At 73.5% G+C, this 15,549-nt stretch carries 12 protein-coding genes and 5 tRNA genes; 10 read left to right on the top strand and 7 right to left on the bottom strand.

What is annotated here, in order from left to right; genetic code table 11:
- The first annotated feature begins 311 nt into the window (after window positions 1-311).
- The 3 genes from cobT to M2163_RS13120 all read left to right on the top strand — a co-directional run bounded on the left by cobT (window position 312) and on the right by M2163_RS13120 (window position 6,695).
- Complete coding sequence (cobT, locus tag M2163_RS13130) at window positions 312-4,268, top strand: nicotinate-nucleotide--dimethylbenzimidazole phosphoribosyltransferase (protein WP_280894040.1); 3,957 nt, start codon at window positions 312-314, stop codon at window positions 4,266-4,268.
- 310 nt (window positions 4,269-4,578) lie between these two features.
- Window positions 4,579-5,811 (top strand): uroporphyrinogen-III C-methyltransferase, encoded by a 1,233-nt coding sequence (cobA, locus tag M2163_RS13125; protein WP_280852608.1) that lies wholly within the window; start codon window positions 4,579-4,581, stop codon window positions 5,809-5,811.
- 65 nt (window positions 5,812-5,876) lie between these two features.
- Window positions 5,877-6,695, top strand: coding sequence for an RNA methyltransferase (locus M2163_RS13120; RefSeq protein WP_280852609.1), 819 nt, complete (start codon window positions 5,877-5,879; stop codon window positions 6,693-6,695).
- 54 nt (window positions 6,696-6,749) lie between these two features.
- Here the strand turns inward: M2163_RS13120 and M2163_RS13115 are convergent, their stop codons facing one another.
- Window positions 6,750-8,162 carry a serine/threonine-protein kinase gene (locus tag M2163_RS13115; RefSeq protein ID WP_280854250.1) on the bottom strand — a complete coding sequence of 471 codons (1,413 nt, stop codon included), beginning with the start codon at window positions 8,160-8,162 and terminating at the stop codon, window positions 6,750-6,752.
- A 196-nt stretch (window positions 8,163-8,358) separates the two neighbouring features.
- On the opposite strand from M2163_RS13115, the gene M2163_RS13110 reads away from it, so the two are divergent.
- The 4 genes from M2163_RS13110 (at window position 8,359) to M2163_RS13095 (ending at window position 11,374) form a co-directional block, all read left to right on the top strand.
- Complete coding sequence (locus tag M2163_RS13110) at window positions 8,359-8,634, top strand: hypothetical protein (RefSeq protein WP_057614212.1); 276 nt, start codon at window positions 8,359-8,361, stop codon at window positions 8,632-8,634.
- A gap of 196 nt (window positions 8,635-8,830) precedes the next feature.
- Window positions 8,831-9,013: a hypothetical protein gene (locus tag M2163_RS13105; RefSeq protein ID WP_280852610.1), complete on the top strand. Its 183-nt coding sequence runs from the start codon at window positions 8,831-8,833 to the stop codon at window positions 9,011-9,013.
- A 1,036-nt stretch (window positions 9,014-10,049) separates the two neighbouring features.
- Window positions 10,050-10,997 (top strand): aminoglycoside phosphotransferase family protein, encoded by a 948-nt coding sequence (locus M2163_RS13100; protein WP_280852611.1) that lies wholly within the window; start codon window positions 10,050-10,052, stop codon window positions 10,995-10,997.
- Window positions 10,998-11,077: 80 nt separating this feature from the next.
- Window positions 11,078-11,374: a zf-TFIIB domain-containing protein gene (locus tag M2163_RS13095; RefSeq protein WP_280852612.1), complete on the top strand. Its 297-nt coding sequence runs from the start codon at window positions 11,078-11,080 to the stop codon at window positions 11,372-11,374.
- Between the two features lie 49 nt (window positions 11,375-11,423).
- On the opposite strand, the gene M2163_RS13090 is transcribed toward M2163_RS13095, so the two are convergent.
- From M2163_RS13090 to M2163_RS13070, 5 genes are all read right to left on the bottom strand, one after another.
- Window positions 11,424-11,495 (bottom strand) — tRNA-Val (locus tag M2163_RS13090).
- 31 nt (window positions 11,496-11,526) lie between these two features.
- Window positions 11,527-11,598, bottom strand: a tRNA-Val gene (locus M2163_RS13085).
- Window positions 11,599-11,632: 34 nt separating this feature from the next.
- A tRNA-Val gene (locus M2163_RS13080) sits at window positions 11,633-11,704 on the bottom strand.
- Window position 11,705: 1 nt separating this feature from the next.
- Window positions 11,706-11,779 (bottom strand) — tRNA-Cys (locus tag M2163_RS13075).
- A 39-nt stretch (window positions 11,780-11,818) separates the two neighbouring features.
- Window positions 11,819-11,891, bottom strand: a tRNA-Gly gene (locus M2163_RS13070).
- A 178-nt stretch (window positions 11,892-12,069) separates the two neighbouring features.
- On the opposite strand from M2163_RS13070, the gene M2163_RS13065 reads away from it, so the two are divergent.
- Genes M2163_RS13065 through M2163_RS13055 form a run of 3 tightly spaced genes read left to right on the top strand, consistent with a single transcriptional unit; the run spans window position 12,070 to window position 14,815 of the window.
- Complete coding sequence (locus M2163_RS13065) at window positions 12,070-13,113, top strand: chorismate-binding protein (protein ID WP_280894039.1); 1,044 nt, start codon at window positions 12,070-12,072, stop codon at window positions 13,111-13,113.
- Complete coding sequence (locus M2163_RS13060; protein ID WP_280894038.1) at window positions 13,110-13,937, top strand: aminodeoxychorismate lyase; 828 nt, start codon at window positions 13,110-13,112, stop codon at window positions 13,935-13,937. The genes M2163_RS13065 and M2163_RS13060 overlap by 4 nt, the downstream gene beginning before the upstream one ends.
- 50 nt (window positions 13,938-13,987) lie before the next feature.
- A complete protein-coding gene (locus M2163_RS13055) occupies window positions 13,988-14,815 on the top strand; it encodes a GNAT family N-acetyltransferase (RefSeq protein WP_280894037.1) in 828 nt (275 codons plus the stop codon).
- A gap of 7 nt (window positions 14,816-14,822) precedes the next feature.
- Here M2163_RS13055 and M2163_RS13050 read toward each other — a convergent pair whose 3' ends face one another.
- A complete protein-coding gene (locus M2163_RS13050) occupies window positions 14,823-15,344 on the bottom strand; it encodes a DsbA family protein (protein ID WP_280894036.1) in 522 nt (173 codons plus the stop codon).
- Window positions 15,345-15,549 lie beyond the last annotated feature (205 nt).

The raw sequence follows: 15,549 nt of genomic DNA, 5'->3' as shown, positions 1-15,549 counted from the left end.
ACTGTTGTACCGCACCCGGTGGCCCGGCATTCGTTCGTCAATGTCCGGAAAGCGCGCCCGTTTTGGGATGGGTGTGGTACGGCAGAACCGGAGGACGCGCAACGTGGCGCAGTCCACAGCGGGCTGTCGCGGATCAACCTGTCGCGACGGGGGAACGGCCGGGACAATGCCAGTTAATGGCTTTGTCGTCTTTCTCGGCGGGCCGTTCGTGCCGCTGGGCACGCACGCTCGTTCTTCACCACGGGGGCGGTCGGTGCGCCGTCCCCGGCGAGCTGGTCGTAGAAGCACTAACCGATGGGCGAGGGGTACGCATGACCGACACCGGCCAGGTCCCGGGCGAGGGACTGCCGGAGAACGCAGGCATGGTGGAACAGCCGGGCGTCCCTGCGCCGGGTGCGTACACCTACCTCTCCGAGACCACCGCCGAGGACGAAGACCTGTTGCTGCTGCCGGGCGCCCAGAGCCCCTGGGGCAACGAGGTCGCCCCGCCCGCTCCGGAACCGGTCGTCGAGACCGTCCACGAGCCGGGCCCGCACGAGATGTCCGGCCGGGACAGCGGGGCGCACGATCTGAGCGCCGTCCGCACCCCCCAGGTCCAGGCTCCTACGGTGCCGATCCCGCCCATCACCCCCCGCCGGCCCCTGCACCTCGGCCCGCCGATCCCCGACGCCTCCGCGAGCCCGGTCCGTTCCCTCGCCGACCGCGGGCCCGCGGGTGTGCCCGTACGGCAGCCGGCCGCGGCCACGCCGGGCCCCGAGTACTTCGACGCCCCGCAGCCGCAGGGCGCGGTCCCCTGGGGTGCCCCGGCCCAGGCCGCCGTACAGGCGCCGGTGGGCACCGTGGCCCCGGCTGCCGAAACGGTTGTTCCGGCGCCGGAACCGGAACCGGTGGGCGCTGCGCAGGCCGCCGGGTACGAGGGGACGGCTGTGGTGCCGGACGCCGTACCGAGCCCGGAGGCCGCACCCGCGCCGGAGCCGTCGCAGCCCCCGATCGCCGAAGCGGGCCAGGTCGCGGCTGACGGTCCCGTGCCCGACGGAACCCAGCCCGCCGAGACCGGGCCGGCTGCCGTCGTCGACTCCGGCCCGGATGCGGGTCAGGCATCGGGAGACGGTTCCCTGCCCGAGGAGGTTCCGGCCGTCCCCGCGGACCCGACCGTGCCTGCCGGACCCGACCCCGACACGGCCGTCGGTGCCACGGAGGACGCGGTCCACGCCGCCGAGGTGCCGCCGGTGATGGAGGACACCCAGGCGGGCGAGGCCGCCGAGCAGGTGCCCGCGCCCGAGGCCGTGCCGGCCGTCGAGGCCGTCGTGGCTGAGCCGCCCGCGGACGAGCCGGTCGTGGCCGAGCCTGTCGTCGCGCAGCCCCTGGCCGAGGCGGAGGTCGCCGGAACCGAGGCGGGGACGGAAGGGCAGGAGGAGGCGGAGGCGGCGGCCGCCGTCGCCGGGCAGCCTGTTGCCCCGCAGCCTGTCGCCGCCCAGGAGCCGGCCGTTCCGGAGCCGGTCGGTGTCGTCCAGGAAGCGGTCGTCCAGGAAGCGGTGACGGCCGGGGAACAAGCCGCTGTCGCCCCCGAGACGGGCGCGATCCTGGACCCCGAACCCGTCGCGGTCGCGGTCCAGGAAGCGGACGCCCCCCAGGAGGCTCCGGCTGCTCCGGACTCCGTCCAGGAAGCCGTGGCGGCCCCGGAGCCCGCAGCTCCCGACCTCGCACCGCCCGCCGAGGACGCCGTCGCCACGGCCGTCCCGGACGCCCCCGAAGCCGTGACTCAGGCTGCCGCGGAGACCGGACAGGTTCCGCAGCCGGTGGAGCCCGTCACCGCGCCGGTCGAGGACCTCCCCGTCACCGCGCCGGTCGAGGACCTCCCCGTACCCGCGGAGAACGCATCCGCGCCCGAGGCCCCCGAGCCGCTCCCCGCCGAGCAGCCGGCAGCGGCGGCCGATCAGATCCAGGAGCCCGCTCCGGCCCTGCCCGCCGAGGAACCGCAGGCCCCGGACCTCGTCCAGCCCGTCGCGGCGGACGCGGCGGAGGCTGCCGACACCGTCGTACCGGCGACGGACCCGATGGCCCAGGCAGCCGCAGTCCAGCCCTCAGAGCCCGCCGCGCAGGAGGAGTTCCCGCCCACCCCGGACCAGGCACCGCAGGGCCCGCAGACGCCGGCGCCCCAGCCGCTCGCGGCCCAACTCCCGGGCGCACAGACCCAGTTCGCCGCCCCCGGCTCCGCCGCGCCCCCCGTCGTGCTGCCCGCCGGCGTCCCCCTGGAACCCCGACCGGGACAGGCCCTGGGCGAGTTCGTGCCCGTGGAAGGCTCCGTGCCGACCACCCCGCACCTCGCGCCGACTCCGCCCCACCCCGTGGCGCTTCCCGCGGACGGCGTACAGCAACCCGTGGTCCCGGCCCCGCGCGAGGCGGCCGGGGACCCCCGATTCGCCCAGCAGGCGGACGACCTGGACACCCGGGCGGCCGAACAGGAAGACCAGGAAGAACAGGCAGTCCAGGAAGTGAGCACGGCTCCCGTGGAAGAGGCACGACAGTCCACGGGCCCCGCCGCGCCCGCCTACGACGACGCCGAGCGCGAGGCCGTCCTCAAGGTCATGCGCGAGCGCCGCGACATCCGCAACGGCTTCCGCAGCGACCCGATCCCGCACGAGGTGCTGCTCCGCGTCCTGGAGGCCGCCCACACGGCCCCGTCCGTCGGGCACTCGCAGCCCTGGGACTTCGTCGTCATCCGCTCCGCCGAGACGCGCGCCGCGATGCAGGACCTGGCCCAGCGCCAGCGCGAGGCGTACGCCAAGTCGCTGCCCAAGGGCCGGGCCAAGCAGTTCAAGGAACTGAAGATCGAGGCCATCCTCGAGACCCCGGTGAACATCGTCGTCACCGCCGACCCGACCCGCGGCGGCCGCCACACCCTCGGCCGGCACACCCAGCCGCAGATGGCCCCGTACTCCGCCGCGCTCGCCGTGGAGAACCTCTGGCTCGCCGCCCGCGCCGAGGGCCTCGGCGTCGGCTGGGTCAGCTTCTTCGACGAGCGCGAGATGGTCCGCGCCCTCGGCCTGCCCGAGCACCTGGAGGTCATCGCCTACCTGTGCGTCGGGTACGTCGACGAGTTCCCGGACGAGCCCGAGCTGATGCAGGCCGGCTGGTCCAAGCGGCGCCCGCTGTCGTGGGTCGTGCACGAGGAGACCTACGGCCGCCGCGCCCTGCCCGGCGAGGAGCCGCACGACCTGCTCGGCGAGACCGTCGCCCAGATCCGCCCGCTGGACGCCAAGGCGCTCGGCGAGGCCTGGGAGCGGCAGAAGCGGATGACCAAGCCGGCCGGCGCGCTCGGCATGCTGGAGATCATCTCCGCCCAGCTGTCCGGGCTCTCCCGGCAGTGCCCGCCGCCGATCCCCGAGCCCGCGGCCGTCGCGATCTTCGCCGGTGACCACGGCGTGCACGCCCAGGGCGTCACCCCCTGGCCGCAGGAGGTGACGGCCCAGATGGTCGCCAACTTCCTCGGCGGCGGCGCCGTCTGCAACGCCTTCGCCGGCCAGGTGGGTGCCGAGGTGTGCGTGGTCGACGTCGGTGTGGCCTGCGAACTCCCGGCCACCCCGGGCCTGTTGCCGCGCAAGATCCGGGCGGGCACGTCCGACATGACCACCGGGCCCGCGATGACCCGCGAGGAGGCCAAGCAGGCCATCGAGGTCGGCATCGAGACCGCGCGCGACCTGGTCGCGGCCGGCAACAAGGCCCTGCTCACGGGCGAGATGGGCATCGCGAACACCACCGCGTCCGCCGCCCTCATCTCGGTCTTCACGGACACCGACCCCGCCGAGGTCACCGGCCGCGGCACCGGCATCAACGACGAGACCCTGGCCCGCAAGACCGAGGTCGTCCGCCGTGCGATCGAGCTCCACCAGCCGGACCCGGCCGACCCGATCGGGGTCCTGGCGGCGATCGGCGGCTTCGAACACGCGGCGATGGTCGGCCTGTTGCTGGGCGGTGCCTCGCTCCGCACCCCGGTCATCCTCGACGGTGTGAGCGCGGGCGCCGCCGCCCTGGTGGCCCGCGCGATCGCCCCGGAGGTCCTCGCGGCCTGCATCGCGGGCCACCGCAGCGCGGAACCGGGCCATGTGGCCGCCCTGAACAAGCTCGGCCTGCGCCCCCTGGTCGACCTCGACCTGCGTCTCGGCGAGGGCACGGGCGCGCTGCTGGCCCTGCCGCTGGTGCAGAGCACGGCACGGGCCATGCACGAGGTGGCGACGTTCGACTCCGCGGGGGTCACCGAGAAGTAGGCGTCTGCGAGGGGGACGCGGGGACGGGGTCCGCGCGTCCCTTCCCCTGCCGTGAGTCCGAGGGCAGTCGTCTCGCAGGCCCCGGGACGGGGGGCACGGACTCACGCGCCCGGTCGTCCCGCAGGCCGGGACGAGTAGGCACGGACTTACGCACCCAGCCGTCCCGCAGGCCAGGACGGGCGGGCACGGACCCACGCACCCGCACCCGGCGACGACGCCCAGCCACTGGACACCTGCGCCGCCGCACGCCGCCACCCCGTAAAATCCGCACGTCAGGGCCACCGCCAAGCCCCGGAGGAGCCGCACCCTCATGGCCGAGAACCCCGCCTACCCCGTAGGCCTCCGCCTCACCGACCGCAAGGTCGTCGTCCTCGGCGGCGGCCAGGTCGCCCAGCGCCGCCTCCCGGCCCTGATCGCGGCGGGCGCGGACGTCCTCCTCGTGTCCCCGGCGGCGACCCCCTCCGTGGAGGCGATGGCGGACGCGGGCGAGATCACCTGGGAACGGCGGCCGTACCAGGAAGGCGACCTGGAAGACGCCTGGTACGCCCTCATCGCCACCAGCGACAGCGAGGCGAACACCCGCGCCTCCGCCGAAGCGGAGCGGCACCGTGTCTGGTGCGTCCGCTCCGACGACGCCGACGCCGCCACCGCCTGGACCCCGGCGACGGGCCACAGCGAGGGCGTCACGGTGGCCGTGCTCACGACGAACGCCAAGGGCCGCGACCCCCGCCACACCGCCGCCATCCGCGACGCGGTCGTGGAGGGCCTGCGCGACGGCACCCTCGTCGCCCCGCACCACCGCACCCGCACCCCCGGCGTCGCCCTCGTCGGCGGCGGCCCCGGCGACCCCGACCTGATCACGGTCCGCGGCCGCCGCCTGCTCGCCGAGGCCGACGTCGTCATCGCCGACCGCCTCGGCCCCCGCGACCTCCTCGCCGAGCTCCCGCCGCACGTCGAGGTCATCGACGCGGCGAAGATCCCGTACGGCCGTTTCATGGCCCAGGAGGCCATCAACAACGCCCTGATCGAGCACGCCAAGCAGGGCAAGTCCGTCGTACGGCTGAAGGGCGGGGACCCTTACGTCTTCGGCCGTGGCATGGAGGAGCTGCACGCCCTCGCCGAGGCCGGCATCCCCTGCACGGTCGTCCCCGGCATCTCCAGCTCGATCTCGGTCCCGGGCGCGGCCGGCATCCCCGTCACCCACCGGGGCGTGGCCCACGAGTTCACGGTGGTCAGCGGCCATGTGGCGCCGGACGACGAACGCTCCCTGGTCGACTGGTCGTCCCTCGCGAGGCTCACCGGCACGCTGGTGATCCTCATGGGCGTCGACAAGATCGGCAGGATCGCCGAGACCCTGGTCGCGCACGGCAAGTCGCCCGACACCCCGGTGGCCCTGGTCCAGGAGGGGACGACGGCCGCCCAGCGCCGGGTCGACGCGACCCTGGCGACGGTGGCCGAGGTGGTCGTCGCCGAGGACGTGAAGCCCCCGGCCGTCATCGTCGTCGGCGAGGTCGTCGGCGTGGGGCTGCGGACATTGGCGTAACCCGGGGGTAACCCAACCCGTCCCCAGCCGTTGGCACCGCACCCAGGACAAGGCAGTATCACCCTGTGGCCGATCTCATCACCGTCGAGGATCCCGACGACCCGCGCCTGCACGACTACACGGGCCTGACCGACGTCGAGCTGCGCCGCAAACGCGAGCCGGCCGAGGGCCTGTTCATCGCCGAGGGCGAGAAAGTCATCCGCCGGGCCAAGGACGCGGGCTACGAGATGCGCTCCATGCTGCTGTCCGCCAAGTGGGTCGACGTCATGCGCGACGTCATCGACGAACTCCCCGCCCCGGTCTACGCCGTCAGCCCCGAGCTCGCCGAACAGGTCACCGGCTACCACGTGCACCGCGGCGCGCTCGCCTCCATGCAGCGCAAACCGCTGCCCACCGCGGGCGAGTTGCTCCAGACCGCCCGCCGTGTGGTGGTCATGGAGTCCGTCAACGACCACACCAACATCGGCGCCATCTTCCGCTCGGCGGCGGCCCTCGGCATGGACGCGGTCCTGCTCTCCCCGGACTGCGCCGACCCCCTGTACCGCCGCAGCGTCAAGGTCTCCATGGGCGCGGTCTTCTCCGTCCCCTACGCCCGTCTCGACACCTGGCCCAAGGGCCTGGACTCGGTCCGCGAGGCCGGCTTCACCCTCCTCGCCCTCACCCCCGACGCCAAGGCCAGGACCCTCGACGAGGCCGCCCCGCACAAGATGGACCGGGTCGCCCTGATGCTCGGCGCCGAGGGCGACGGCCTGACCACCCAGGCCCTGGTCGCCGCCGACGAATGGGTCCGCATCCCGATGGCCCACGGCGTGGACTCCCTCAACGTGGGCGCGGCGGCAGCGGTCGCCTTCTACGCGGTGGCCACGGGCCGACCGCAGGCCTGACCAGCGGTTTCCTCCGGTCCTGGGCAACGCCTACGACGGTCCCGGCGGCGCGGCTCAGTCCGTGCCGCCGACCGACCCCTGCTGCGGTGCCTGGTCCGGCGACGCGTGCACCTGTCCCTGCCGCTGTTCGCGCACGACACCGTCACCGCCGCCGAGTCCGCGCGGCGGCCCCTGGCAGCCCTGGGCCGCGGCGATGCCGAGCGCCACGAGCAGGGTCACCACGACGAACACGAACAGCCGCTGACGTAGGAGGCGGGGGTTGGCGGGACGCAGCCCCGTCTTGGTGTTCCTGGGGGCCGGGCGGCCGCTACCGCTGCGCGGCGCGGGCCGGCTTCCGCTGCCGGAGCGGGTCGTGTTCCGCGAGGAGGCGGGGGTGGGCCGGGGGCCGGAGCGGGAGGAGGGCACGCCGTTGCCGCGCGGGGTGCTGCCGCCGCGCGACGGCACTCCGCCGCGCGCCGGGGTCTGGCCCCGCGCCGGTCCGGAGCCGCGCGCCGAGGAAGCCCCCTGCGAACCGGAGGTGCCCGAAGAACCCTGCGGGCGGCGCTGGGCGGCCCGCTCCGGGTAGGTGTCGGCGATGCGCCCGGTGGGCCGGTCCGCCTCACCGGCACGAGGGACGGGCGGGCGCAGATCCGGCAGGCCCTGCGCCTCGCGGGCCGCGATCTCCTTGAGCCGCAGCGACAACTGGAGGGTGCTCGGCCGCTCCTCGGGATCTTTCGCCAGGCACGCGCGGATGAGCGGGGCGACCGCGTCGGGCACGCCGTGCAGCTGGGCCTCCTCGTGCACCACGCGGTACAGCATCACCTCGGAACTGCCGTGCCCGAAGGGCGAGTCGCCCATCGACGCGTACGCCAGGGTCGCGCCCAGCGAGAACACGTCCGTGGCCGGCGTCACCGCGGCGCCGCGCACCTGCTCGGGCGCGAGGAAGCCGGGGGAGCCGACGGCGGTGCCGACATGGGTCAGGGTGGAGGCACCGGTCGCCCAGGCGATGCCGAAGTCGATGATCCGGGGGCCCTTGGGGGAGAGGAGGATGTTCGACGGCTTGAGGTCGCGGTGCACCACCCCCGCCTCGTGCACGGCGACGAGCCCCTCCGACAGGGCGGCCCCGATGGAGGCCACCTCGGCGGCGCCGAGCGCACCCTCGTCGACGACCTTGTCGTGCAGGGAGGGGCCGGGCACGTACTGGGTGGCGAACCACGGACGGTCCGCCTCCAGGTCGGCCGCGACGAGCCGGGCCGTGCAGCCGCCACGGATCCGCCGGGCCGCGGAGACCTCGCGCGCGAACCGTGACCGGAACTCCTGGTCCTCGGCCAGATCCGGCCGGATGACCTTCAACGCGACCCGCTGTCCCTTGCGGTCGGAGCCCAGGTAGACGACCCCCATACCCCCCGCGCCGAGCCGTCTGTGAAGCCTGAACGAGCCGACGACGCGCGGGTCCTCGCGCCTCAGGCGCATCATCGCCATGTTCATCCCCGCTGCCCGGTCCGTGTGACGAGCCACAGCTTACGTTTCCGCGGGCCGCCGCGCGCAGAGGCCGCGCCCTCTCGTCCCGTCGGATTGTCAGTGCCGGGTGGGAGAATTGAGGGGTGGTCAGGGAGCCGGAGGGCGGGCGGACTTCGGTTCGGATGTGATCCCAACCACCCGTCGCAGAAGGGGGATTGAACCCGTGAAGGGTGATCGCGTGGAGATAGTCGTGGACGCAGGGGACACGACGCGTACGTACGAGGTGGTGGCGAGCAGGGCGGGCCGCCGGGTGGAGACGGCGGTGCGACGAGGAGTCGTCGAAGTGAGCGAAGTCACGCGAAACGGATCGGTGGTGCGGACGGCCCGTTTCATGGCGACCCGGGTGCTGGCTCTGGTGGAGCAGCCGGTGCCGCGCGAGGACGGCTCGGAGAAAGCGGGGCAGACCGGGCGACCCCTCCGGGAAGACCCGGAGACCTAGGTCCCCGTCTCCACCCACGGGAGTACTCCGCTGGTCATGGCTCATCCTCGGGGAGGCCCGGCAATCGGTACGAGGGCATGACGTGCGGAGAGCTCATGACGCCTAGATTTGAGGTCAAGCGGCGGGTGCAGCACTCGTCCCCCGAGGTCAGACACCCGCCGCTGCCAACGACAACAGAACGGTCAGGAGAGGGACCATGGCTCTTACGGCACCGCGGACACTGTCCCGCACACGCCAGCCCCGCCGTACGGGCCGTCGCCACCCGCTGGTGGCGACGCTCATGGCCCTGCCCCTGGCGGTCCTGCTCCTCGTCGTCTTCGACGGCTGGGAGACAGTGACCACACAGGCGTCGTCCGTGGGACTGATGCTGGGGCGCTGAGCGGCGACCCCAGGCCCGGAAGAGCGGTCCGGGCGGGGACATCAACCCATGAAACCCCGTGGGGACGGGGGTGCGGCGGACGGCAAAATGCCGGCGCAGCTGGGGAGCTGCGCCGGCATTGCTTTTCCCTCCGGGGGTTGAGCGGCTTCGTGTGCGGGTTGGGTGGGGGCGGGCGTTGTGCGCAGTTCCCCGCGCCCCTGAATGCCTGCGGCGGCCCGTGACGGCTTCGGTGGGGGCGTGCGTAGCGCATGCGGTCCGGTGGGTGGGTCGGTGCCGGGGTGGGGGGTATCCGTCCTCGGTCCGGCGGCTCGGCTCCTTGAGCAGTGCCCTGTGACGGACGCCGGCCGCTGCGGGCGGACACCCCCCACCCCGTCCCCTTCCCGCCGTACGCGGCCAGCCGCCCGTCGTGGCGCGCCGTCCGGCCAACGGCCCGTCGTAGCGCGGGCGACTGCCCCCACCCCGGGGGCGCGGGGAACTGCGCGACCAGCCACGACGCACCCGCACCCGCCCCACAAACCGGCGGCTGAGGAGACGACCGGTCCGTCGCGGCCCCGGTGACTGCACCTCCCCAGGGGCGCGGGGAACTGCGCGACCAGCCACGACGCACCCGCACCCGCCCCACAACCGGCGGCTCAGGAGACGACCGGTCCGTCGCGGCGCCGGTGACTGCACCTCCCCAGGGGCGTGGGGAACTGCGCGACCAGCCACGACGGACCCGCACCCGCCCCACAACCGGCGGCTCAGGAGACGACCGGTCCGTCGCGGCGCCGGTGACTGCACCTCCCCAGGGGCGTGGGGAACTGCGCGACCAGCCACGACGCACCCGCACCCGCCCCACAACCGGCGGCTGAGGAGACGACCGGTCCGTCGCGGCCCCGGTGACTGAACCTCCCCAGGGGCGCGGGGAACTGCGCGACCAGCCACGACGCACCCGCACCCGCCCCACAACCGAACCCGGCACCCCCGCAGGCGCCCCGCCCAAGCCCAGCGCAGCGGATACGCTCGCGAGCAGACCACCCGCCGCCCAGGGAGCCCCGTGACCCCCCACCCCCTCCTCACCGAGCTCAAACTCAGAGCGAGAAGAGAGGCTCACCTTCGGCAGCCCACGGCGTGCCCCTGCGGCGCGGCCACCCTCGCCGACCGCCCCGACGCCACCGTCGTACGGCACGAGGACACCGTCGCCAAGGCCCACGCCCCCGGCACCACCCCCGCCGACCTGACCCCCCGCCTCACCACGGCCGCCCACCTCCCCGGCATCTTCCTGCCCCCGCTCCACGCGACGCACGTCGACCTGCACGGCAGGCTCGTCACCTTCTGGCCGTACGGCGAACCCGTGGACCCGGAGGACCCCGACGCCGCCCCCTGGGAACAGGCCGCCACCCTGCTCGCCCACCTCCACCGCACCCCCGCCCCACCCGGGCTGCCCCCCATGCGGGGTCCGGTCAAGGCCGCCCTGGCCGTCGCCCGCCTGCTCCGGGCAAGCCGGGACAGACCGCACCCGGCCGTCGTCCCCGTACTCCGCGCGTGGACCAGCCTCCCGGCCTGGGCCCGCGCCGAGGCCCCCATGTCCGACACCTCGACCCTCTGCCACGGCGACCTCCACCTCGGTCAGCTCGTGCGTCACCCCACCCCTGACGGCCCCTGGCGCCTCATCGACGTGGACGACCTCGGAGTGGGGGAGCCCGCCTGGGACCTCGCCCGCCCCGCCGCCTGGTTCGCCTGCGGCCTGCTGTCGCCCGAGGACTGGTCCCGTTTCCTCGGCGCCTACCGCGCGGCCGGCGGACCCGCGGTCCCCGCCGACGGCGACCCGTGGCCCGCCCTGGACGTGCCCGCCCGCGCTCTCACCGCGCAGACCGCGGCCCGGGCGCTCGCCAAGGCCATCGACGCGGACCGGCCGCTGGACGACGTGGAGCAGGCGGTCGTCGACGCCTGTGACCGAATGGGTGCCACCCCGCCGGAGTTGGCGGACGGTTTCGCGAAGTAGGGTGCAACCGACCAGAGCCGGACAGAGTCTGTCCTGGCGTAACGCTAAGCAGGATCAACCGGCGAGGAGTTGAGCCGACGATGCAGTGTCCGAAGTGTCACGCCCCGATGCACACGTACAACCGCAACGGTGTCCAGATCGAGCAGTGCAGCGGCTGCCGCGGGATCTTTCTCGACTACGGCGAGCTGGAGGCGCTGACCCGGCTGGAGGGCCAGTACGGCGGCGGCCCCATGGTTCCCCCGCCGCCGGCCGCTCCGCAGTACCCCGCCGCGCCCGGCGCACCGGCCTGGGGCGCCCCGCAGCACGGCGGTCACTACGGCGGCCACGGCGGTCACCACCGCAACCGCGGCTTCGGCCACATGCTGTTCTCCAGCTGACGGAGAGAACGAGGAAGCCCCCGGCCGCAGGGCCGGGGGCTTCGGTGTGTGCGCGATACTGGGATTGAACCAGTGACCTCTTCCGTGTCAGGGAAGCGCTCTCCCGCTGAGCTAATCGCGCGGGGACCACGATCGTGATCTTGTGTGCTGCGTGCGCGATACTGGGATTGAACCAGTGACCTCTTCCGTGTCAGGGAAGCGCTCTCCCGCTGAGCTAATCGCGCGGGTCAGACCTTCGATGATCTGTCGAAGATCCAGTGGACGATACTGGGATTGAACCAGTGACCTCTTCCGTGTCAGGGAAGCGCTCTCCCGCTGAGCTAATCGTCCTTGGAGGTGGAGACGGGATTTGAACCCGTGTAGACGGCTTTGCAGGCCGTTGCCTCGCCTCTCGGCCACTCCACCAGGAGTGCAGGGGCTCGGGAAGATCCCCTGGTTCCATCGAGCGGACGACGAGGCTCGAACTCGCGACCTCAACCTTGGCAAGGTTGCGCTCTACCAACTGAGCTACGTCCGCTTGTCGTTTCGTTCCGCTCTCGCGGCCCGGCGACGAGTTGAACTCTAGCGGATTCCGGGGCCAGTACAAAAACGCGTTTGCGCAGCGTGCTGCGGTGCGCATGTCGACGTCCGTGGTCAGGGCGGCCTGAAGGACATGGCCAGGTCACCTGCGGGACACCCGCCATAGACTCGACCACGTGCTCGACCTCGCTCCTCTCACCCGTTTCGGCGACCGCGTCGCCACCGGCCTCCTCGATGTCACCAGCGACCCCGCCGCCCTGGACTCCACCGGCTTCTGGGCCGTCGCCGCCGACTTCGAGGGCGGTGTGACCTGCGCCCGCTTCGCCGACGTACGCCATGAGCCGGTGCCCGCCCCGGTGCCGGGCGCCTGGCGGGGACCGGCTGCCGGTGACTGGACGTCATCGCTGGATCGCGGGGCGTACATGGAGGGCGTCCGGCGGATCCGCGCGCACATCGCCGCCGGCGAGGTCTACCAGGCCAACCTCTGCCGGGTCCTGAGCGCGCCCCTGGCGCCCGGCGCCGACGTGGACGCGCTGACCGCGCTGCTGGCCCGCGGCAACCCGGCGCCGTACGCAGGAACGATCCGGCTGCCCGGACACGGGGTCGAGATCGCCACCGCCTCCCCCGAACTGTTCCTGCGCAGGACGGGCCGGGTCGTGGAGTCGGGGCCGATCAAGGGGACCGGGCGGACCGAGGACGACCTGCTGGCCAAGGACTACGCCGAGAACGTGATGATCGTCGACCTGGTCCGCAACGACCTGGGCCGGGTGTGCGCCACGGGCACTGTCACCGTTCCCGATCTGTGCGCGGTGGAGAAGCACCCCGGTCTCGTCCATCTCGTGTCGACCGTGCGGGGAGAGCTGCGCGAGGGTGCCGGCTGGGCCGAGCTGTTCGGCGCCGCCTTCCCGCCCGGCTCGGTCACCGGCGCGCCCAAGTCCAGCGCCCTGCGGATCATCGACGCCCTGGAGACCGCGCCCCGTGGGCCCTACTGCGGAGGCGTCGGCTGGGTCGACGCCGACCGGGGTACCGGGGAGCTGGCCGTCGGCATCCGCACCTTCTGGATCGACCGCGCCGAGGGAGTGCTGCGCTTCGGCACCGGCGCCGGCATCACCTGGGGGTCCGACCCCGAGGGGGAGTGGCGGGAGACCGAGCTGAAGGCGTCCCGGCTGCTCGCGGTAGCGTCGGGGACGTACGAGGTGAGTGGAGGGACCCTTACGTGAAGATCTGGCTCGACGGCGGGCTCCAGGACATCGAGACCGCCCGCGTCTCCGTCTTCGACCACGGACTGACCGTGGGCGACGGCATCTTCGAGACCGTGAAGGCGGTGGACGGCCGTCCCTTCGCCCTCACCCGGCATCTCGACCGGCTCACGCTGTCGGCACGGGGCCTCGGACTGCCCGACCCCGACCCCGACCACGACGAGGTCCGCCGCGCCTGCGCCGCCGTACTGGAGGCGAACCCGATGCCGCTCGGGCGGCTGCGCATCACCTACACCGGCGGCCACGGTCCCCTCGGTTCCGACCGGGGCGAGCACGGGCCGACCCTGGTGGTCGCCCTCGGCGAGTCCGCCCCGCGGCCGGACTCCACGGCCGTGATCACCGTCCCGTGGACCCGGAACGAGCGGGGCGCCCTCACCGGGCTCAAGACCACCTCGTACGCCGAGAACGTCGTCGCACTCGCACGCGCGCGTGCGGACGGCGCCTCGGAGGCGCTGTTCGCGAACACGGTCGGGCAGCTGTGCGAGGGCACCGGCTCGAACGTCTTCGTCGTCCTCGACGGCGAGATCCACACCCCGCCGCTCGCCTCCGGCTGCCTCGCGGGCATCACGCGCGCGTTGACCGTCGAATGGACCGGGGCCAAGGAGACCGACCTGCCGCTGGACGTCCTGGAGCGGGCCGACGAGATCTTCCTCACCTCGACCCTGCGGGACGTCCAGGCCGTCCACCGCGTCGACGCGCGCGAACTGCCCGGCGCGCCCGGCCCGGTGACCGCCAAGGCCATGCGGATCTTCGAGGAGCGGGCCGGGGACGACCTCGACCCGTAGAAGCCCGGGATATTCGGCTGCTCCGGCGCGCGGCAGCGGGTAGAACTCCGGTGATGACCACCACCCTGCGGCCGACCGAGCCGCTCCAGCGCGGCGCCGACGGGGCGCTGTCCCGCCACTTCACCGTGTGCGTGAACAGCCGTCCCGTCGGAGCGATACACCTCGCGACCCACCCGTCCTTCGGACCGGCCGTCGCCCAGATCCGGGACCTGCGGATCGACGAGCCGGACCGCAGGCGCGGCCGGGGCACGGTCGCCGCGCTCGCCGCCGAGGAGGTGGCGCGGGGCTGGGGCTGCGGGCAGTTGGAGATCAGGGTCCCGGCCGACGCCGAGCCCGCGCTGCGACTCGCCACCGTGCTCGGCTACGTCCACCGCAACCGCGGCATGGAGAAGCGGCTCGGCGCCACCGCGCCCGGACTGCCCGCGGGCAGTCGCGGCAGGCCCATGACGCAGGCCGAGTTCGAGGAATGGGCGGAGCGCGCCGTCGCGGAGTACACCCGGGACTGGAGCGAGCGAGGGGTGCCCGAGGCCTTGGCGTGGGCGAGGTCGAAGGAGGACAACGAGCACGTGACGGAGCGCGGTCCGGCGACGGAGGACGCGCTGTACAGCGTGCTGGAGCACGACGGCGTCCGGGTCGGGATCCTGTGGCTGGAGTTCATCGGCGACAAGGCCTCCGTCTACGACGTCGAGACCGAGGAGGCCTTCCGCGGCCGCGGGCACGGCAGGTCGCTGATGCTGCTGGCCGAGGCCCAGACCATCGCCTCCGGCAGACGGCTCCTGAGCCTCAACGTCTTCGCGGGCAACACACCGGCCGAGCGGCTGTACGAGTCGCTGGGATATGTGACGGTGGGTTACTCGATGTACAAGAGCCTGCTCTGAGGCCGGCTCACTCCTGCCCCGCGAGGAGCCGGTCCGCGATCTCCTCGATCCGCTCGCGCAGCCCCGCCTGGGACTTGCCGCCGTCGAGCCGCTCGCCGTCGATGACGTACGTCGGCGTCCCGCTCACCCCGATCGCCTTGCCCTCGGCCTGGTCGGCGTCCACGATCAGGATGTGCCGGCCGTCGATCAGCGCGGTGTCGAACTCCTCGGCGTCGAGCCCCAGTTCGCGGGCCGTCTCGACCAGGAAGGGCTCTCCCTTGCGGCCCAGCTCCTCGACGCGCCCCAGGACGGCCTCGACGTACTCCCAGCCCCTGCCCTGCTCCAGGGCCTCCTCGGCGGCCTGCGCGGCGGCGAAGGCGTGCTTGTTCTTCTCCAACGGGAAGTGCCGCAGCCGCAGGTCCAGACGGTCGCCGTAGCGGGCCCGCAGGGCCCGGACGTCGTCCAGCGCGTCACGGCAGTCCGGGCACTGCAGATCGCACCAGACCTCGAGGACGGGCGCGGCCGGACGAACGGGGGAGGGGTCGCTCATGGGCCCAGTCTCCCAGCTCGCGCCCACCCGGACGAACCGCCCCCGCCGTTGCCCGACCGCGTCCGTCCGCCGCATAGGTACGCCCGACCGGCACCTGCGGAGGAGGTGACCCGGAGATGTCCCTGATGTCCTGCCGGAGCATGGCCCGGTCGGGGTCTCCAGGTGCAGGATGGATAGGGATGAAGCGGCACGTTGCCGATCGAGC

This window comes from Streptomyces sp. SAI-135, assembly GCF_029893805.1.
GTDB lineage: Bacteria > Actinomycetota > Actinomycetes > Streptomycetales > Streptomycetaceae > Streptomyces.
The sequence above is the reverse complement of the archived record's forward strand: the minus strand, read 5'-3'. Positions and strand labels throughout refer to the sequence as shown.